The organism is Pseudoduganella sp. HUAS MS19, assembly GCF_053615455.1.
The window spans coordinates 5,346,871-5,366,105 of record NZ_CM132133.1; the positions used below are offsets into that span (position 1 = coordinate 5,346,871).

General features: G+C 60.9%; 17 protein-coding genes. 12 read left to right on the forward strand and 5 right to left on the reverse strand.

Going from position 1 to position 19,235, the window contains the following annotated elements:
* The first annotated feature begins 136 nt into the window (after positions 1-136).
* The 3 genes from groES to ACWBU6_RS24565 all read left to right on the forward strand — a co-directional run bounded on the left by groES (position 137) and on the right by ACWBU6_RS24565 (position 3,005).
* Positions 137-427: a co-chaperone GroES gene (gene groES / locus ACWBU6_RS24555; RefSeq protein WP_028101749.1), complete on the forward strand. Its 291-nt coding sequence runs from the start codon at positions 137-139 to the stop codon at positions 425-427.
* Positions 428-468: 41 nt separating this feature from the next.
* A complete protein-coding gene (gene groL, locus ACWBU6_RS24560) occupies positions 469-2,115 on the forward strand; it encodes a chaperonin GroEL (RefSeq protein ID WP_452645947.1) in 1,647 nt (548 codons plus the stop codon).
* A 152-nt stretch (positions 2,116-2,267) separates the two neighbouring features.
* Positions 2,268-3,005: a DUF6882 domain-containing protein gene (locus ACWBU6_RS24565; RefSeq protein ID WP_452645948.1), complete on the forward strand. Its 738-nt coding sequence runs from the start codon at positions 2,268-2,270 to the stop codon at positions 3,003-3,005.
* Positions 3,006-3,041: 36 nt separating this feature from the next.
* Here ACWBU6_RS24565 and ACWBU6_RS24570 read toward each other — a convergent pair whose 3' ends face one another.
* Positions 3,042-3,878, reverse strand: coding sequence for a DUF6348 family protein (locus ACWBU6_RS24570; RefSeq protein ID WP_452645949.1), 837 nt, complete (start codon positions 3,876-3,878; stop codon positions 3,042-3,044).
* A gap of 2 nt (positions 3,879-3,880) precedes the next feature.
* Here ACWBU6_RS24570 and ACWBU6_RS24575 point away from each other — a divergent pair, with 2 nt between their 5' ends.
* The 3 genes from ACWBU6_RS24575 to ACWBU6_RS24585 are packed head-to-tail and all read left to right on the forward strand — an operon-like array spanning position 3,881 to position 5,596.
* A complete protein-coding gene (locus tag ACWBU6_RS24575; RefSeq protein ID WP_452645950.1) occupies positions 3,881-4,339 on the forward strand; it encodes a hypothetical protein in 459 nt (152 codons plus the stop codon).
* A gap of 3 nt (positions 4,340-4,342) precedes the next feature.
* On the forward strand, positions 4,343-4,972 hold the full coding sequence (locus tag ACWBU6_RS24580) for a glutathione S-transferase family protein (protein WP_452645951.1): 630 nt from the start codon (positions 4,343-4,345) through the stop codon (positions 4,970-4,972).
* Positions 4,973-4,975: 3 nt separating this feature from the next.
* On the forward strand, positions 4,976-5,596 hold the full coding sequence (locus ACWBU6_RS24585; RefSeq protein WP_452645952.1) for a hypothetical protein: 621 nt from the start codon (positions 4,976-4,978) through the stop codon (positions 5,594-5,596).
* On the opposite strand, the gene ACWBU6_RS24590 is transcribed toward ACWBU6_RS24585, so the two are convergent.
* Complete coding sequence (locus ACWBU6_RS24590) at positions 5,574-6,809, reverse strand: MFS transporter (protein ID WP_452645953.1); 1,236 nt, start codon at positions 6,807-6,809, stop codon at positions 5,574-5,576. The two genes, ACWBU6_RS24585 and ACWBU6_RS24590, sit on opposite strands and share 23 nt — an antisense overlap.
* Positions 6,809-7,333 (reverse strand): PadR family transcriptional regulator, encoded by a 525-nt coding sequence (locus tag ACWBU6_RS24595; RefSeq protein WP_452645954.1) that lies wholly within the window; start codon positions 7,331-7,333, stop codon positions 6,809-6,811. Before ACWBU6_RS24595 ends, ACWBU6_RS24590 begins: the two co-directional genes overlap by 1 nt.
* 147 nt (positions 7,334-7,480) lie before the next feature.
* Here ACWBU6_RS24595 and ACWBU6_RS24600 point away from each other — a divergent pair, with 147 nt between their 5' ends.
* The 3 genes from ACWBU6_RS24600 (at position 7,481) to ACWBU6_RS24610 (ending at position 11,585) form a co-directional block, all read left to right on the forward strand.
* Positions 7,481-8,899 carry a homospermidine synthase gene (locus ACWBU6_RS24600; RefSeq protein WP_452645955.1) on the forward strand — a complete coding sequence of 473 codons (1,419 nt, stop codon included), beginning with the start codon at positions 7,481-7,483 and terminating at the stop codon, positions 8,897-8,899.
* Position 8,900: 1 nt separating this feature from the next.
* Positions 8,901-10,208 carry an NAD(P)/FAD-dependent oxidoreductase gene (locus ACWBU6_RS24605; protein WP_452645956.1) on the forward strand — a complete coding sequence of 436 codons (1,308 nt, stop codon included), beginning with the start codon at positions 8,901-8,903 and terminating at the stop codon, positions 10,206-10,208.
* 189 nt (positions 10,209-10,397) lie between these two features.
* Complete coding sequence (locus tag ACWBU6_RS24610) at positions 10,398-11,585, forward strand: IS4 family transposase (protein WP_452644803.1); 1,188 nt, start codon at positions 10,398-10,400, stop codon at positions 11,583-11,585.
* A gap of 29 nt (positions 11,586-11,614) precedes the next feature.
* Here the strand turns inward: ACWBU6_RS24610 and ACWBU6_RS24615 are convergent, their stop codons facing one another.
* Together ACWBU6_RS24615 and ACWBU6_RS24620 are read right to left on the reverse strand one after the other, a co-directional pair.
* The gene (locus tag ACWBU6_RS24615; protein ID WP_452645957.1) at positions 11,615-13,489 is read right to left on the reverse strand and encodes a glucokinase; all 1,875 of its coding nucleotides are present in this window, start codon (positions 13,487-13,489) and stop codon (positions 11,615-11,617) included.
* An 84-nt stretch (positions 13,490-13,573) separates the two neighbouring features.
* A complete protein-coding gene (locus ACWBU6_RS24620; protein ID WP_452645958.1) occupies positions 13,574-15,181 on the reverse strand; it encodes an alpha-amylase family glycosyl hydrolase in 1,608 nt (535 codons plus the stop codon).
* 195 nt (positions 15,182-15,376) lie between these two features.
* On the opposite strand from ACWBU6_RS24620, the gene ACWBU6_RS24625 reads away from it, so the two are divergent.
* From ACWBU6_RS24625 to ACWBU6_RS24635, 3 genes are all read left to right on the forward strand, one after another.
* Complete coding sequence (locus ACWBU6_RS24625) at positions 15,377-17,005, forward strand: POT-type proton-dependent oligopeptide transporter (RefSeq protein WP_452645959.1); 1,629 nt, start codon at positions 15,377-15,379, stop codon at positions 17,003-17,005.
* A 425-nt stretch (positions 17,006-17,430) separates the two neighbouring features.
* A complete protein-coding gene (locus ACWBU6_RS24630) occupies positions 17,431-18,399 on the forward strand; it encodes an ABC transporter substrate-binding protein (RefSeq protein ID WP_452645960.1) in 969 nt (322 codons plus the stop codon).
* Positions 18,400-18,412: 13 nt separating this feature from the next.
* Positions 18,413-19,234 carry an ABC transporter permease gene (locus ACWBU6_RS24635; protein ID WP_452645961.1) on the forward strand — a complete coding sequence of 274 codons (822 nt, stop codon included), beginning with the start codon at positions 18,413-18,415 and terminating at the stop codon, positions 19,232-19,234.
* The last annotated feature ends 1 nt before the right edge of the window (position 19,235 follow it).

The following is a 19,235-nucleotide window of genomic DNA, read 5'->3' on the forward strand; positions in this document are numbered from 1 at the left end:
GATTGCTGTCAAATCAACGCTTGACCAGACGCAAAGAAATTCCCTTGAAAAGGGAAAGTGTCGTCCCTATAATTGTTGGCACTCGTTAGCCGAGAGTGCTAACAACTGTCAATAAACCGAGTTAAAGGAGTTTTGTATGAACCTTCGCCCTTTGCATGATCGCGTCATCGTCAAACGCCTGGACCAGGAAACCAAGACCGCGTCCGGCCTGATCATCCCTGATGCAGCCGCTGAAAAGCCAGACCAGGGTGAAGTGCTGGCAGTTGGCAACGGCAAAGTTGCTGACAACGGCACCGTGCGTGCTCTGGAAGTGAAAGTGGGCGACCGCGTTCTGTTCGGCAAATACGCCGGCCAAGCCGTCAAGGTGGACGGCCAGGAACTGCTGGTAATGCGCGAAGAAGACATCATGGCCGTGGTGCAGAAGTAATCACAGCCCCCTAGATAGACAGAATTCAGGAGAAAACAAACATGGCAGCTAAAGAAGTCATTTTCGGCGATTCCGCACGTGCCAAGATGGTCGAAGGCGTGAACATCCTCGCCAACGCAGTTAAAGTCACCCTGGGCCCGAAAGGCCGCAACGTGGTGCTGGAGCGCTCCTTCGGCGCCCCAACCGTCACCAAGGACGGCGTGTCGGTCGCTAAAGAGATCGAACTGAAAGACAAGCTGATGAACATGGGCGCGCAGATGGTCAAGGAAGTTGCTTCCAAGACCTCCGACAACGCCGGTGACGGTACCACCACCGCAACCGTGCTGGCCCAGGCAATCGTGCGCGAAGGCATGAAATACGTTGCCGCCGGCATGAACCCGATGGACCTGAAGCGCGGCATCGACAAGGCAGTTGCTGCCACCGTCGAACAGCTGAAGACCATGTCCAAGCCAACCACCACCTCCAAGGAAATCGCCCAGGTTGGCGCGATCTCCGCCAACTCCGAGTCCTCGATCGGCGAGCGTATCGCTGAAGCGATGGAAAAAGTGGGCAAGGAAGGCGTCATCACCGTGGAAGACGGCAAGTCCCTGCACGACGAGCTGGACATCGTGGAAGGCATGCAGTTCGACCGCGGCTACCTGTCCCCGTACTTCATCAACAACCAGGAAAAGCAAGTTGCCGTCCTGGAGAACCCATTCGTCCTGCTGTGCGACAAGAAGATCTCCAACATCCGCGACCTGCTGCCAGTACTGGAGCAAGTAGCCAAAGCCGGCCGTCCGCTGCTGATCATCGCTGAAGACATCGAAGGCGAAGCACTGGCAACCCTGGTGGTCAACAATATCCGCGGCATCCTGAAGACCTGCGCAGTGAAAGCCCCTGGCTTCGGCGACCGTCGCAAGGCAATGCTGGAAGACATCGCCATCCTGACCGGCGGCCAGGTAGTTGCGGAAGAAGTCGGCCTGACCCTGGAAAAAGCCACCCTGGCGGAACTGGGCCAAGCCAAGCGTATCGAAGTGGGCAAGGAAAACACCATCGTCATCGACGGCGCAGGCGAAGCTTCCGCAATCGAAGGCCGCGTGGCACAGATCCGCACCCAGATCGAAGGCGCGACCTCCGACTACGACCGCGAAAAACTGCAAGAGCGCGTGGCCAAGCTGGCCGGCGGTGTTGCCGTGATCAAGGTTGGTGCAGCCACCGAAGTCGAAATGAAAGAGAAGAAGGCCCGCGTTGAAGACGCACTGCACGCAACCCGCGCAGCTGTGGAAGAAGGCATTGTGCCTGGCGGCGGCGTAGCCCTGCTGCGCGCCCGCGCTAACCTGAACGTCAAAGGCGACAACGCCGACCAGGACGCAGGTATCAAGATCGTCCTGCGCGCAATGGAAGAGCCACTGCGCATGATCGTCACCAACGCCGGCGAAGAAGCCTCGGTGGTTGTAAACGCAGTGCTGGCTGGTTCCGGTAACTACGGCTACAACGCTGCCAACGGCACCTACGGCGACATGGTTGAAATGGGCGTGCTGGACCCAGCCAAAGTGACCCGCTCGGCCCTGCAGAACGCGGCGTCGATCGCTGGCCTGATGCTGACCACCGACTGCATGGTTGCCGAAGTCGTAGAAGACAAGCCAGCCGGCGGCATGGGTGGTATGGGCGGCATGGGCGGCATGGGTGGCATGGACGGCATGATGTAATAGCCGACAGCCTCACCGCTGACCAAGAAGCCTGCAAGGTTCACGCCTTGCAGGCTTTTTTCATTCCTGCGACACGCAATTTCTCATAGGCCCAAGAAGCGAAACGTTGCTTCATACTTTGTCGCCTCCTTGTGATTGTGTAACATCCCGCCATGACATCCGAAACCATCACCTGCCCCACACACGGCGAAAGCCAGTTCGCCTTTGTTTGCAAACACCTGATCGCTGACCCCGCACAGAAATGGCACTGCGGCTATCCCGAAGAAGGCGAGCCCTGGCGCGATGCCTGGTGTTCCGCCTGCAATGAAGTCTTTGAGCGCGAAGGCGAATGGAACGAGAATAACGAGGGCGAAGCCGAAATCGGCATGCTGTGCGGCCATTGCTATGAGGATGGCATCGCGCAAAGCGTCACCTGCATGAATAACGCCACGGCGACGGCCTGGGTTCAGTATCTGGAAACCCGATGCGATGCCATGCAGGAGAAGCAGAAGGCCATGGTCGACAGCTTGAAGCTCAACGACTACCCGCGCTGGGACTATTACCAGGAAACCGCGCAGTTGGTGTTCTCTGGCGGCGAGCTGCCTGAGCTGGTGGCTGATGTCGAATTTGTCGGAACACTTTCGACGGCCAGCGACACCTGGATGTGGTCGTGGGCGAACTTCAGCCTGCTCGAACCGGTGCGCTCGCGCATCAGCGCCTTGCGCGACTTCGGCGAAGAACAAGGCTATCCACTGCTCACCGTCCCGAAGTGGAAGGCTGATATGCAGGATGGCTGGCACATGTCAGCAGCGGCGCTCGATATTCTCGACGGCCTGGGTGCCTACCGCGTGCCAACCGATAACGGTTACATCTTCATGGTCGTCCTATCCGCCCGGTTAAGGGAAGAGTGAGGCGGCCTGGCACGGCCGCATGGCATCGCGAAAGCATTACTGCGCGTTGCGGATCACCACGTATTGCTTGCGGAATTCGAGGCCGCGCGGCGGCCAGGTAGCGGCGTATTGCTTCAGGAGCTCGGCGCCAGCCGGAAAGTCTTCACCATTGACCCGGCAATCGGCGGCAAGCATGCCTTCGTCGCTCCTGCATGCGTATAAGCGGATACCGTAGAAAGCCTGGCTGGCAAGCAGGTCCCTGAATGCCTCGATCGAATTCGTGAACAGGCAGCAGGGACAGAAATCGTGACACTGGTCGCTGCAATCTTGTCCCGCTGGCGCAGTCGTCGCATGATGAATGTAAGGGCCCATGAAAACTTTGCGGGGCATTTCCATCACCAGGCTGGCGTTGACTTCATTGCTCACTGCATCCGACAACGTCGCAAGGTCGGTCTGCGCCCAGCTACGGAACCCATTCAGCAACGACTCTACTTCAGTGCTGCCGCTCGCGTGCTGGAATTCGAACAAGCCCTCCGGGAAGTATGCAGGGTGTTTGCAAAAGACCTTTGACACCGTCCGCAAGGCATTCTCGCCGATCGGCTCGGACTCAAGATATTCCAGCGAGAAGAGGAGGCCGTTGTCCATGGTAATGCCGTCGGCAGTCTCCCGGCATGCAAAGCCTTCTCCCCGCAAGGCTTCCACGAACAAGCTTTCCAGCGTGGCGCTGGCAGGCTGCGTGTCGTCCGCATTGGGCTGTTTCAGGAAAGAGGCTAGCCATTTCAACATAATAAAGAGCCAAATTTTCGATGATGCGGTATTGTACGCCGCCCCCTTCTCCGGGCAGGATGCAGATTCTGTTAGTATTGGCGCACTTTCATCGCAGGATTGTGACACGTATGTCTTCCTCCCGTACATCCGCCATCGCCGGCGCTGTTGCCGGCTTTCTTGTCGCCGGCTTGGGCGCCTGGTACGTAAGTCATCACAAACCGGAAGCGGCGCATGCGACTGCGGGCACTGCGACGCCAATATCAGCGCCTGCGGCGAACGCGAAGGTGAGCCGAGACCAGGCGGTTGAAAAGCTGATGGCGCTGCCCGAGTTGAAGCGCCTGGCGGATGCGATTGAAAAGCGCAGTGGCGGTGAGCGGCACGGTGCGCTGCTTGAAACCGACCCGGCGCCGCGCGATGTGAAAGGCAGCCCGTACTACCAGCTCACTTTCGTGGAGAACGGCGACGACATGGCGCAAGCTGTAGCCAGCTTCCTCGTTTCGCACGTGAACGGCGAAATCCTCGTAGAAGATGACATCAGCGGCGAGCTGATGTCGCTCGATCAATGGCGCAAGGGCTTAAAGGACTAAACCATGTATACCCTCTACTACGGCCGCGGCACGGCGAGCTTGGCGATCCATGCGGCACTGAAAGAAATCGGCGTTCCTTACGACCTGGTGGAAATCGATATCGAAGCGGGCCAGCAGCGCAGCCCCGAATACCTGCGCATCAACCCGCAAGGCAAGGTCCCTACCCTCCTGATCGACGGCAAGCCTTTCACCGAATCGGCTGCCTTGATGATGATGCTGGCCGAGCGCCACCCGCAATCGAGCCTGGCGCCACCGGCCGGCTCACTGGCGCGTGCCCAGTGGTATGAACTGCTTGTGATGATGGCGAACAACCTGGGCGGCAATTTCCGGCTCTGGTTCTACCCGTCCGATATCGGCAGCACGAAAGAGGATTCCACGCTGCGCAGCGCAATCCAGCTGCGCATCGAAGCAATGTGGGCGACGCTCGATGCGCGCCTGGCCGATAATGGCCCTTACCTGCTGGGTGAATCGTTCTCCGGCGCGGACCTGATGCTGACCATGTACATGCGCTGGTCACGCAATATGCCGCGCCCCGCAACTGCCTGGCCGGCATTGCAAAAGTATGCCGACATGATGCGTGCCCGCCCCAGCTGGCGCCACATTACGGAAGTTGAAGCACTAACCGGATGGTAAAAGATGTTCAAGAAGTTGTTTGCGGCGTTCAGCGCCAAATCGAAGACCCGCGCTGACGCGCCGTACGGTACGGACGAATTAAACACCGTGCACCGGATGCTGTTCGCCGACGATGCCGGCCAGCTCTTCGGCGAAGCACCCGACGCACGCGTCGTGCAAGCCATCGCGCAAGACGCCAGCGAAGAATCGCGTGTTCGCCTGCTGGCGGCGCAATGGCTGCGCGCCAACGGCCATGCACCAGAGGTGCCGGAAGTACTGGGCGTGGTAATCGAAGTGCCGCTGGACGGCAGCATGGATACCCTGGCCGCCTACGCCGACGGGCGCGTACGCTATATCAACCAGACCGGCCGCACCGCTGTGTTCGAAGGCGCACCGGCCGATGTCGCGGCCCAGGCGAAAACGCTGGTGGCAAGCGCCATTCCTGCTTTCGTCAAGGCCTCTCCGCAAAAACCCCTCTATGCCCCGGGCGCGGGCCAGTTGCGCTTTACTTTCCTGTCGCAGGATGGCAACCGCGTGACCGATGGCTTCTTCAGCGACATCGTGCGCGACGAGCTGGCCAAGCCCGTCCTCGAGCAGGGTCAGCGCCTGCTGGACCTCGTGGTCAAGCAGGGGAACGCGCAGTAAGCGGCGCCGGTGCGCTCTGCACCCGCCCGACCCACCACACCGAGAAGAAGATCAGCGCCGACGCAATGATGCCGATGGTGTCATAACCATGCAAACGTCCGGCCGCATCGGTATGCACCAGCAAACCACCGGCAAAGGCGCCAATCCCCGTCCCCATCTGCTGAATTGCCGCATTCGCGCTCAGGAACGCGCCGCGTCGCTGTGGTTCGGGAATGGTGGTCAGCAGCGCCTGCATCGGAACGAAACGCCCCGACATCGCCACCATGAAAAAGGGGAAGAACAGCATGATCGCCAGCAGCGGGATTTGCGGCATGTGGGTGATGAACAGCGTCGGCATGATCGAGAACAGCGCCACCCAGCGGAACACAGACTGCTTGCCGGCCCGGTCCGACCAGCCGCCAATCAGGCGTGAGCTGAACAGGGTTGCGATACCGCCGCACAGGTAGACGTAGCTGATTTGCGCCGGCTCGACACCGAGGTTCCCGACCAGCATGGGCGAGATGAAGGGGATCACCATCATGCCGCTGACCGTCACCGCAAAGCACAGCAGGAAGCCGCGTAAATGGGCGCCCACCGCGAACAGGCCGAACAGCTCGGGCAGGACGCGCGCCAGCGGTACCGGCGCGTTCGCCAGGTGTGCCGTCATCGCCGGCAGCGCACGCGCGGCGACCAGCCAGACCACCATCGACAGCACGACCAGCAGGTAGAACGGCGACTGCCAGCCGTAATGCGCGCCAAGCATGACGCCGGCCGGCACGCCCGCAATCGCGGCCATGCTGAACGATGTCATCACCACGCCAGTGGCGGCGCCGCGGCGTTCCTGCGGAATCAGGTCGGCAATGATGGACATGCTGATCGCTCCCAGCACGCCGCCGGTCATACCGGCAAAGGCGCGCGACAGCACCAGCACGTGGAAGTTCGGCGCCAGTGCGCAGGCCAGGTTGGACAGGTTGAACAGCATGAAGACGGTGAGCAGCAGCTTCTTGCGGTCAAAACGGTCGGCATAAGTTGCCGCCAGCAGGCCGGAAAGGCCGGCGCACCACGCGTAGGCCGACACGGCGCCCGAAACCTGGGCCGCCGAAATCGAGAATGCCTTCATCAGTTGCGGCGCGAGCGGCATCATGACCATGAAGTCCATGATGACGGTGAATTGTATGAATGCCAGCAGCCACAGGACTGCGCGTTCGCGTTGAGGAGTAAGGGTCTGGGTCATCAGCTAAGTTGGTTAATGTCGTTGATGGCGCGCTTGAGGATAGCGCGAATTGCGTCGACGTGCTCGCGGGTGGTCCGCGGACCGCGGCCACGGGTAATGACGGCATCCTTCAGGGCATGCATCAGGGCGCGCAGGTCGCCACCATCCTCGCCGCGCGCATTCTCGACCAGGCGCGCCATGTAGGCGTCGACCATATTGCGGTTCTCGTCGAGGAACTGCTGCCCTTCCGGCAGGACTGAATACAGCTTCTTGTTGCCGTCCTTGACGATATCGACATGGCCCATGTCGGCCATCATCGACAACAGTGGATAGATCGCGCCGGGGCTCGGCGAGTAGCTGCCGCCGGTCAGCGTTTCCAGCTCCTTGATGATTTCATAGCCATGGCGCGGCTTGTCGGCAATCAGTTGCAGTACGACGTAGCGCATGGCGCCGGCATCAAACATCTTCGGGCCGCGGCCGCCGCCGCGCTGGTGATGGTGGTGCTCGTGATGCAGCCGGTGGTGGCCGCGGAAAAAGTGGAACATGACTACCTCCTCAGTAGTTAAGATATATCGCAATAAGACATATCTTAACTCATTCTTGGCGAAATGCAAGGAGGTTGAAATGTTAAATCCCGCATGGAAGCCAGCCGGCGTACGCCACACAATAGATCTCACTTGAGGGGAGATTGGATGGATAGCCATAAAAAATACGGCGCACTGCCGGGGCGCCTGGTCATGCTCGGATTCGGCAGCATCGGCCAGGCAGTGGTGCCGCTGCTGTTCCGCCACTTCGCGCTGGCCCCTGCGCAGGTCGCCGTGGTATCGCGCGGCCCGGACCGGAGCGGCATCGCCGAGGAATACGGCATTGCCTATGAAGCCAAGCCGCTGCAGGAAGGGAATCTCGAGAGCATCCTCGATCCCCTGCTGCAGAAGGGCGACTTTCTGCTCAATCTATCAGTCGACGTATCGAGCCTGGACCTGATCCGATATTGCTGGCGGCGCGGCATCCTTTATCTCGATACCTGCACCGAGCCATGGAAAGGCTTCTACGATGACGAGCAGCTGTCGCTGTCGCAGCGCTCGAATTACGCGCTGCGCGAGGCAGTACTGGCCTTTCGCCTCGACAAGCGGCACGGCGCGACGGCCGTGGTGACGCAGGGCGCCAACCCAGGCCTGGCTTCGGTACTGGTCAAGCGGGCGCTGATGAATATGGCGCGCGACCAGCACCTCCAGGTGGAGCGGCCATCCTGCTATGAAGACTGGGCCAGGCTGGCGCAAAAGCTGGAGATCAAAGTGATCCACATTGCCGAACGCGATACGCAAACCTCCAGCCACCGCAAGGCGCGCGGCGAATTCGTCAATACCTGGTCGGTGGACGGCTTTGTCAGCGAAGGATTGCAGCCGGCGGAACTGGGCTGGGGCAGCCATGAGAAGCACTGGCCGGCCGATGCGGAGCGCCACGGCTACGGCAGCGACGCCGCCATCTATCTGAAGCGGCCCGGCATCGCCACGCGCGTGCGAAGCTGGACGCCGCTGGAAGGTCCTTACCACGGCTTCCTCGTCACACATGCCGAGTCGATCTCGATTACAGACCACCTGACGCTACGCGAAAACAATGAAGTTGTTTACCGGCCCACGGTGCACTATGCCTACCATCCTTGTGACGATGCCGTGCTGTCGCTGCACGAAGTGGCCGGCAAGAACTGGCAGCAGCAAAAGGAGCAACGCATCATCGGCAAGGAAATTGAAAGCGGGATGGATGAACTGGGCGTTCTCCTGATGGGCAACCCCAAGGGCGTCTATTGGTTCGGTTCGCGCCTGAGCATCGAGCAGGCGCGCGAACTGGCACCGCATAATTCAGCCACTTCGCTGCAAGTGGTGGCCGGCATACTCGGCGGCATGGCATGGGCCCTGCGCAATCCGGACTGCGGCGTGGTGGAGCCGGACGATATCGACGACAAGCTGGTGATGGAAGTTGCCGCCCCCTACCTGGGCGAACTGGTTGGCGTGTATGGCGACTGGACGCCACTGAAGGAGCGCAGCGGCCTGTTCGACGAAGCGCGCGACCAGGAAGACCCCTGGCAGTTCCTGAACTTCCGCGTCACCTGACATGGGCACGCTGCTGCGAAAAGAACTGGGCGTAATCGAGAACTCATACTATGAGGCGAGCGTGCAGCGCGCTGCCGCCCTGCCCCCGTTGGCCGGCAGCACCAGCGCCGACGTTTGCGTGGTGGGCGGCGGCCTGGCCGGGCTGTCCGCCGCGCTGGAACTGGCGGAACGCGGCTACTCGGTCGTACTGCTGGAAGCCCAGCGGCTCGGCTGGGGCGCATCCGGCCGCAATGGCGGCCAGGTCCTGCCGGGTTTCGGCAACGACGGCGAGCACGCCATCGAACGCCAGTTGGCACGCGAAGACGCGCGCCGCGCATGGGATATATCCGTGGCAGGCGTGCATTTGCTGCGCAAGCGCATCGACAAGTACAGCATCGATTGCGATTATATGCCCGGTGCGCTCAGCCTCGCAGTCAAGCCGGGCAAGATGCGCGCACTGGAGGCATGGGGGCGGCATGTCGAAACCGCATACGATTATCCACTGCACTGGATTTCGCCGCGCGAGATCGGGCAATGGATCGACAGCCCCCGCTTTCATGCCGGCGTGGCGGATATGGGCGGCGGGCATTTGCACCCGCTCAAATACACGCTCGGCCTAGGGCGTGCCGCCATGGCAGCCGGCGTGCGCGTGTTCGAAGGCTCGCCGGTATTCCTGCTCGAGCGCGGCGCCACGCCCGTGGTGCACACGGCGCAGGGACAAGTGGCCGCGCGTTTTGTCGTGCTGGGGGCGAACGCCTATCTCGCCGAATATGGCGACCTGGTGCCGCAAGTGAGCGCCCGCATCATGCCGGTCGGGACTTACATTGTCGCGACGGAGGCGCTCAGCAAAGCGCACGCCGACAGCCTGCTGCCACGCCGCAGCGCCGTGTCGGACACCAATTTCGTGCTGGACTATTTCCGCCTGAGTGCCGACCACCGGCTGCTGTTCGGCGCCGGCGACAGCTACAGCGCCAAGACGCCGGCCAACCTGGTAGAGCGCGTGCGCCGCCGCATGGTGGCGGTGTTTCCGCAACTGGCCGACGTGGGCATCGATTACTCGTGGGGCGGTTTCGTCGACATCAGCATGAACCGCGCGCCGGACATCGGGCGGGTCGGCCACAACATCTATTACATGCAGGGCTTCTCGGGCCACGGCCTGGCCTTCACCGGCATGGCCGGCCTGTTGGTGGCGGAAGCGATTGCGGGCCAGGCGGAGCGCTTCGACCTCTTCGCGCGCGTGAAACACGCCCCCTTCCCCGGCGGCACGCTGCTGCGCACCCCAGCGCTGGTGCTGGGCATGCTCTACTTCCAGATGCGGGACCTGTTTTGAAAGTCGGGGTCAGCTCCGGCAATCGGACATAAATGTCCGATTGCCGGAGCTGACCCTGACCCTTCCCCTCATATTTTTGTTGTAAACGTTGAAGGAAGCTGTTAACTTTCAATCCCAAAAACGGCGCATGCATGGCTGTGTCACCCCTTTCATTCGTAGCGTCCAAACTGCGAGGGAAAGGAATAAGCCATGCATGCACATGCAATCATACAGGGGTTATTGGATCAGGAATGTCCGAACATGCATGCCAAGCGGCGGACATGCTTGGCCAAGGTGGCGACAGCGGCGTTGCATGGTGGCCTAAGTCTGGTGCGCATGGGGAAGAAGCTGGCTTCGGCGACGCAGTTGCGCCATCGCATCAAATGCTGTGATCGGCTGTTGAGTAACCCCCATCTGGCGCAGGAAAAGCATGCCGTGTACCGTGCGCTGGCTCGCCGTGTGATCCGCCAGCCTGGTGTGCAGATTGCTGTGGACTGGTCGGCGGTACGAGACGATAGCAGCATTCAGTTGCTACGGGCAGCAGCCATCGTCAAAGGGCGTGCGTTCACCCTCTATGAGGAAACCCACCCCTGCGCCAAGCTTGGCTCACCGATTGTGCATCAACACTTTCTACAATCGTTGCGCAGCATACTTCCACCGGGCAGCCGGGCCATCATCATCACCGATGCCGGCTTTCGCGCCAGTTGGTTCAAGCTGTTAAACCAGCTCGGATTTGCCTGGGTGGGGAGGATCCGCAATCGCGACATGGTGCGCTGGCACGACAGTCCTGGCTGGGTTGGCTGCAAGACGCTCTATGCACAGGCCAGCGCCCATGCGCGCGACCTGGGCCAATACTTTTACACACGCGCTAATCCTGTCCTGTGCCGGCTTGTGCTGCTGAAACGCCACCCAAAGGGGCGGCGCCGATTGACCAAGATAGGCAAGCCGGCACGCAGCTGCCACAGCAAGAAGAATAGTCGGGGACAACGCGAGCCATGGTTGCTCGCCGTTTCACCCAAGCTCGCCTCACTCAATGCCGAGCAAATCGCCAACATTTACGCTGGCCGCATGCAGATCGAACAAACCTTCCGCGACCTCAAGAACGCGCAGTGGGGAATGGGATTACGCCTTAGTCAGACCCACACATTGCGGCGCTTGGCTATTTTGCTCTTGCTGGGGACATTGCTCACCTACGCACTCTGGCTTATCGGACTCGCCGCTCGCAAAACAGGTTTCAGTGTCGCTTACGGCAGTCGCGCGAAGGCTGCCAGCACTCTGTCAATCCTGTCATTGGCGATGCATTGGATTAATGAGGCCCAACCGCCTTCGATCCATCTGACAGATATCAAACACGCACTTATCGAACTGATATCGATGGTGCGTGTCTGCAAAATATGAGGGGAAGGGTCAGGAGCTGACCCCGACTTTCAATTATCAAGGTGGGAAATTTGCAGGCGGCGGCTTTCCTGCACCACGCCGTTGGCCTTGTGCTCCAGTACCAGCTCGGCATTCTGCTCGTCCAGCGAAATGCCTACCGACAGGATGTCAATCAGCAGCAGTTGCAGGATGCGCGAAATCATCGACAGGAAGGCGCTGCTGTCTTCCGTATGGTCGACCGCCAGGCAGACCGTGGCCTTCTTGGCCAGCGGCGACTGGCTGCTGGTGATGGCGATGACGTCGGCGCCGGCATTGCGCGCCGATTCCACCGCTTCCAGCAGCTCCGGCAACTTGCCGGAATTGGAGATGGCAATCACGACATCGCCCGGTTTCAGCAGCTCGGAGGCCAGCTTGAACAGGTGCGAGTCGCCGTAGGCCGCGGTCGGGATGCGGAAGCGGAAAAACTTGTGCTGTCCATCCAGCGCCACCACGCGCGAATTGCCCATGGCGTAGAACTCGACCTTCTTGGCCCTGGACAGCAGTTCGATGGCGCGGTCCAGCGAGTGCACGTCCATCTGGTCGCGGAATTTGAGGATCGCCGAAACGGTATTGTCGATCACCTTGGCGCTCAGGTCGTGCGTGCTGTCGGACACCCGTACCTGGCTGTGGCGCACCGGAATCGCGCCAGTCAGGCTGGAGGCAAACTTCAGCTTGAAGTCGGCCAGGCCCTGGAAGCCGAGCGAGCGGCAGAAGCGGATCACGGTCGGCTGCGACACTTCCGCCAGGCGCGCGATATCGGCAATCGGTTCGTTCAGCACCAGGCGCGGTTGCTCGATCACCAGCTGCGCGACGCGCTGTTCGGCCGGGGTCAGTTCGGACTTCAGCGACTGTACGCGTTCCATCAGCGTATTGGCGCCGGTGCGCCCGCGCAGGTGCTCGGACAGGATCGTGGCAACGCCGTAGAAGGCGGGATTCGGCGTAGTGATCACATACGTGGGGATATCGGCCAAGTAGGACGAGAAACGGCCCTTGGCTTCAAAGCGGCTGCGGAACGGCGACTCCCTGAACCACTCACCCATGCGCGGCACGATGCCGCCGCCGATGAAGATGCCGCCGAAGGAACCCAGGGTCACCGCCAGGTTGGCCGCGGCGCCGCCCAGCATGGCGCAGAAGCATTCCAGCACTTCGATGCACAGCGCGTTCCTGTCTTTCAGCGCGCCGGCAATAATCTGCTGCGAGGTCAGGTCGCGCACACTGAGGCCGTTGCGGCGCGCCAGCGCGCGGTAGATGATTTCCATGCCGGGACCGGAAATCAGTCGTTCGTTGGAAACGTGCGGCCAGGTCTGCCAGGCGTATTGCAGGATCGCGTATTCGCGCTCGTCGGCCGGGGCAAAGTTGGTATGCCCTCCTTCCGAACCCAGGGTCACGAAACCGTCGGTGGTCGGGATCACGCCGGAGCAGCCCAGGCCAGTACCGGGGCCCAGCACGCCGATCACCGAATTCTGCGCCGGAGAACCGCCGCCGACCTGCATCAGGTCATCTGCCTTGAAGCCGGGAATGGCCATGGCCAATGCGGTGAAGTCGTTCACCACCAACAGGGTATGCAGGCCAAGTTCGCGCCGCACTTCGTCGGTGGAGAATTGCCAGTCGCGGTTGGTCATGCGAATGTAGTCGCCATGCACCGGGTTGGCCAGCGCCAGCGCGCCGTGATTGAGGCTGATGTCTCCGTGGTCCGCCAGGTAGCTGCGCAGCAGCGGGACGATGCCGGTGAAGTCGTCGCATTGCAGCACGCGCACCGACTGGAACTCGCCCGGTGCGGTTTGCAGCGCCAGGCGTGCATGAGTTGCGCCGATGTCAGCCAGCAGGCGGGGGCCGTCCGCAAAAGCGGATCGGTTAGCTTTTGGGTCTGCCTCTATCTGTTTCATTGTCTTTTAAGTATTAGATAATGCCTTAAAGGCGGGAGGATACCCGAAAAACAAGGCCCCGTGCGTGGACGGGGCCTCTTATATTTACACTACGCGGCCGAACCAGGCGCCGTAGCCTGGCAATTGGACCGTTCCATCCACCACTTCACCCGGCAGGCCTGGCTGTTCCAGCTTTTGCGCCCCTTTTGCCGCCGGCAGCGTGAAATTAACCGGTGCGGCACCCAGGTTGAACACCGCAATCACGCTGCGCTCCCCCTCCAGGTCGCGCCGCAGGGCCAGCACCGGCTCCGGCGCGTCGTAGAACACGATGTCGCCGCGCGTCAGTTGCGGCATGGTCTTGCGCCAGGCGATCATGCGGCGCGCAAAGTTCAGCGGCGAGTCCGGGTCTTCTTCCTGCACCGAGGCGGCGATGGCCTTGTGTTCCTCAGCCACCGGCAGCCATGGGGTGCCGGAAGTGAAGCCGCCATGGGCGCCGGTGGTCCACGCGATCGGCGTGCGGCAGCCGTCGCGGCCCTTGAATTCGGGCCAGAAGGTCTTGCCGTACGGGTCCTGGATCAGCTCATAAGGAACGTCTGCCTCGCTGAAGGCCAGCTCGTCGCCCTGGTAGAGGCACGGGGTGCCTTTCAGCGACAGCTGCATGGCCAGCACCAGCTTGGCGAAAGCGGCCTGGTTGCTCATGCCGTTCCAGCGCGTGACCACGCGCACCGCGTCATGGTTGCCGACCGACCAGGATGGCTGGCCGTCCTTGACGCGCGCCTTGAAGTCTTCCACCTGCTTACGAATGTGGCCTGCGCTGCTGTCGGCAGTCAGCAGGTTGAAGCTGTAGGCCATGTGCAGCTTGTTGCCGCCGGCCGTGTATTCGGCCATGACGGCCAGGGAATCGTCGGCGCCCACTTCGCCGATCGCCACCGCGCCGTATTCGTCCAGCAGCACGCGCAGCTTTTCCAGGAAGGCCACGTTTTCAGGCTGGCTCTTGTCGTGGATGTGGGCCTGCATGCCGTATGGGTTGGCGTCGCTCACCGTGGAGGTGTCGCGCACCAGTGCCGGCGGATTGCTGCGCAACTGGCGGTCGTGGAAGTGGAAGTTGCAGGCATCCATGCGCACGCCGTCGACGCCGCGCTCCAGCCAGAAGCGCAGCGCGTCGATGTGAGCTTGCTGCACGTCCGGATTATGGAAGTTCAGGTCCGGCTGGCTGACCAGGAAGTTGTGCATGTAGTACTGTTTGCGGCGCGAATCCCATTGCCACGACGAGCCGCCGAATACGGACAGCCAGTTATTAGGAGGATTCCCGTCCGGCAGCGGGTCTGCCCAGACGTACCAGTCGGATTTGGGATTGTCGCGCGAAGAACGGCTTTCCTTGAACCATGGATGGTCTTCCGAGGTATGCGACATGACCTGGTCGATCATGATTTTTAAGCCCAGGCTGTGGGCTTTGGCAATCATGCGGTCGAAGTCGGCCAGGGTGCCGAACATCGGGTCGACATCGCAGTAATCGGCCACGTCGTAGCCGAAATCGCGCATCGGGGATTTGAAGAACGGTGAGATCCAGATGATGTCCACACCCAGCCTGGCGATGTAGTCGAGGCGATCGGTAATGCCATTCAGGTCGCCGATGCCGTCACCATTGGTGTCCAGGTAACTGCGCGGATAAACCTGATAAATGATTGCTTCTTTCCACCAAGGTGTGCTCATATTCCTCATCCCGATCAAAAACAGTTATGTAGATAATATACATCATGACGAAGGGAAGTTCAAATGCTATGAATCGTTAAAAATCAATGACTTACAATTTTTTAAGTAGTCAAACTACATGCAAATGAATCCAGTAGTTGCCAAGGGCGGGGCGTTCGCATAGGATCGCGGCCATTATTCGAATCGGGAGACCTTATGTCGACGCAAGAACTGGAACAGGGTAACGGGCCAATGCCCCGGCAAATCCCGTACATCATTACCAACGAAGCCTGCGAGCGTTTCAGTTTTTACGGCATGCGCAACATCCTGGTGCCGTTCCTGATCAGCACCCTGCTGCTGTTCATTCCGTCCGAGCACCGCACCAGCGAAGCGAAGCATGTGTTCCATACTTTCGTGATTGGCGTGTATTTCTTCCCGCTGCTGGGCGGGTGGCTGTCGGACCGCTATTTCGGCAAATACAACACGGTATTCTGGTTCTCGCTGATTTACTGCGCGGGGCACGCCTGCCTGGCGCTGTTCGAGAGCCACCTGGAAGGTTTCTATTTCGGCCTGTTCCTGATCGCCTTCGGTTCGGGCGGCATCAAGCCATTGGTGGTGTCGTTCGTCGGCGACCAGTTCGACCAGACCAACAAGAAGAAGGCGAAGGTGGTGTTTGACGCCTTCTACTGGAGCATCAACTTCGGCTCCTTCTTCGCCTCCCTGCTGATGCCGATCTTCCTGCGTGACTACGGCCCATCGGTCGCTTTCGGCATTCCCGGCATCCTGATGTTCATCGCCACCCTGGTGTTCTGGGCCGGCCGCAAAAAGTATGTGCACGTGCCGCCGTCGGAACCGAACCAGGAGTCCTTCACCCGCGTTGCCAAGACTGCGCTGATGTCCGCCGCGCCTGGCCAGTCCCGTCCGGGCCTGACCGTCGCCATGGTGGGTGTGGCAGCCGCACTTGTCTCGCTGGCCATGGCCCCGTCCTGGGGCTTCGTGATCGCAGCCTGTACCGCGCTGGTTCTGGTGATGGCTTTCGGCGGCATCGGCACTTCAATGCAGCTCGAGCGCGCGCGCGGCAAGCATAGCGACGAGGCGGTGGATGGCGTGCGCGCCGTTTTGCGCATCTTTATTGTGTTTGCAATGGTGACGCCGTTCTGGTCCCTGTTCGACCAGAAGGCTTCGACCTGGATCGTGCAGGCCAACGACATGGTGCACCCGACCTACGAGATCCTGGGCTGGTCGTTCTCCTTCGTGCCGGCGCAGATGCAGGCGCTGAACCCGCTGCTGGTGATGCTGCTGATCCCGTTCAATAACATTGCCCTGTTCCCGCTGCTGCGCAAACTGGGTATTGAACCGACGCCGCTGCGCCGCATGGGGGCCGGCATCTTCGTTTCCGCGCTGGCCTGGGTGGTGATCGGCACGCTGCAGGTGGTGATGGATGGCGGCACGCCGGTGTCCATGGCCTGGCAGATCCTGCCTTATGCACTGCTGACGTTCGGCGAAGTGCTGGTTTCGGCAACCGGACTGGAATTCGCTTACTCGCAGGCGCCTTCGTCGATGAAGGGTGTGATCATGGCGCTGTGGTACCTGGCGGTCACGGTCGGCAACCTGTGGGTGCTGATCCTGAATGCCGGCGTAAAGAACGAGGCCGTATCGGCCTATATCAAGACCACGGGCTTCTCAGTAATGGCCTTCCAGATGTATTTCTTCGCCGCCTTTGCCGCCCTGGTGGCCGGCTGCTTCGCCCTGTACGCGATGCGCTACAAGATGGTGGACTTCTACCGCAAGGAACCGGAGCCGCAAGCCTGCTACGGCTCCACGCCGGAGCCGCAAAAAGCCTGACCCTTGCCAGAGAGCCCGCCCTTCCGGCGGGCTCTTTTCAGACGAACACCTGCTTCAGGGAAGATGCCTCAAGCACCGGCGCCCCCCCCCCCAGGCAGCCAACTGCTCTTCGAAATAGAACGCCATGAAGGCGTGGCCCAACGCAGCTTTCCACGGCGAGTCGTACTGTGCTGGCGGCGATCGGTTTGGCATCAGGCCGGACTACGGCTGGAGCCCGGCGCAGCCCGTTGAGGAAGCGCAGCGAAGGTGCGGCGAAATTCCGCACAAAGCGTGGATGGAATTCCGGAATCCCGCCACAGGCCACCGGGTCGCCACCTGCAGCGACACAGCACGCTCCAATAAAATCAAGCACTTGCCGCATTCCAATTTTCTGGCATGGAAGCTGCTAATTGCTGGTCAAAACACCCCTTACCCAGGAGACCAGCATGACCAAGCTTAAAATCGCATCCCTCTTCGTGGCCGCTGCATTCGCTTCGGCCGCCAACGCACAGGAAGTTGTCCGCCTCGGCAACCTGAAATTCGCGCATTACGGCGCCGTCTCGTATATCAAGGAAATCGCACCGAAGTGCGGCATCAAGGTCGAAGAGCATATCTTCGCCAAAGGCCCTGACGTGATGCAGGCCATCCTGGCGGGCGAGCTTGATGTCGGTGCGACCGCGTCGGAAGCGGCCATCCAGGGCCGCGCCAATGGCGCCCCGATTTATGTCGTCGCCGGTTTCGCCAAAGGTGGCGCGCGCCTGGTCGCGCGCCCCGACAGCGGCATCAAGGCGATCAAGGACCTGAAAGGCAAGAAAGTCGGCGTGACCCGCGGCGGCATCCACGAGGTGCTGCTGGCTGCCGAACTGGCGCAGGCAGGCATGACCTTCTCCGACGCACCAGGCAAGGACGTGCAACTGGTGTTCCTGGCTTTTGCAGACCTGAACCAGGCCCTGCTCGGCAAGAACCTGGACGCGATCATGCAATCGGAGCCGCAATCCTCGCAGGCCATCAACAAGGGCTTCGGCGTGGAAGTCATGAAGCCGTATGGCACCCCGATCGGCGAACCGGTACGCACCATGGTGATGAGCGAGAAGTTCTACTCGACCCGCCGCGCCACCGCCGCCAAGTTCATGAACTGCTTCGTGCAAGCGACCAAGACCTTCATCGACGACAAGCCTGCCGCTGAAAAATATGTGCGCAACGTCATCTTCAAAGGCCAGATCACCTCTGACGACTTCCAGGACGCGATCGCCAACTCCCCTTACACCTACGACATCTCGACGCAGCACATCCAGATCACCACCGATGTGATGAACAAGACGGGCGTGGGCAAGATGCGCAAGGCGCCAGTGGCTACCGAGTGGGTCAAGACCGACCTGCTGGACGAAGCCAAGAAGAACCTGAACATCAAGTAAGGCTGGGCATATCATGGCAAAACTGAATTTACGCCAGATTGCAGCGGGCTCCGTTGTGCCCGTGCTGGTCATCGCATTGTGGCAAACCTGCGCTTCGCTGGAGTGGATCAATCCGCAAGTCCTGCCCTCCCCATGGGCGGTGGTAACCAAGTGGGTGGAATACCTGCTGCCGCTGCAACCTTACGACCCGGCTGCCAGCTCCTGGCTGGCCTGGGCGGTGTCGGGCGAGCTGATTGGCGACACCATCAGCAGCATGTACCGCGTGCTGGTCGGCTTCGCAGTCGGCGCCGGCCTGGCCCTGCCATTCGGCCTGGTCATGGGCTCGAGCAAGCGCATGTACGACTGGCTCAATCCCCTGCTGCAGGTGCTGCGCCCGATTCCTCCTATCGCCTACATCCCGTTGGCGATCCTGTGGTTCGGCCTGGGTAACGCGCCAGCCGTGTTCCTGATTGCGCTGGGCGCCTTCTTCCCGGTGCTGATGAACACCATCGCCGGCGTGCGCCACGTTGACGGCATCTATGTCCGCGCCGCCCGCAACCTGGGCGTCAGCCAACGCACCATGTTCGTCCGCGTGATGCTGCCGGCCGCGGTGCCTTACATCCTGTCCGGCGTGCGCATCGGCATCGGTACCGCTTTCATCGTGGTGATCGTCTCCGAAATGATCGCTGTGAATAACGGCCTCGGTTTCCGCATCCTGGAAGCACGCGAGTACTTCTGGTCGGACAAGATCATTGCAGGCATGATCAGCATCGGCCTGCTTGGCCTGGCGATCGACATTGGCATGAACAAGCTGAATAACCATCTGCTGCGCTGGCACCGTGGCCTGGAGAACTGAA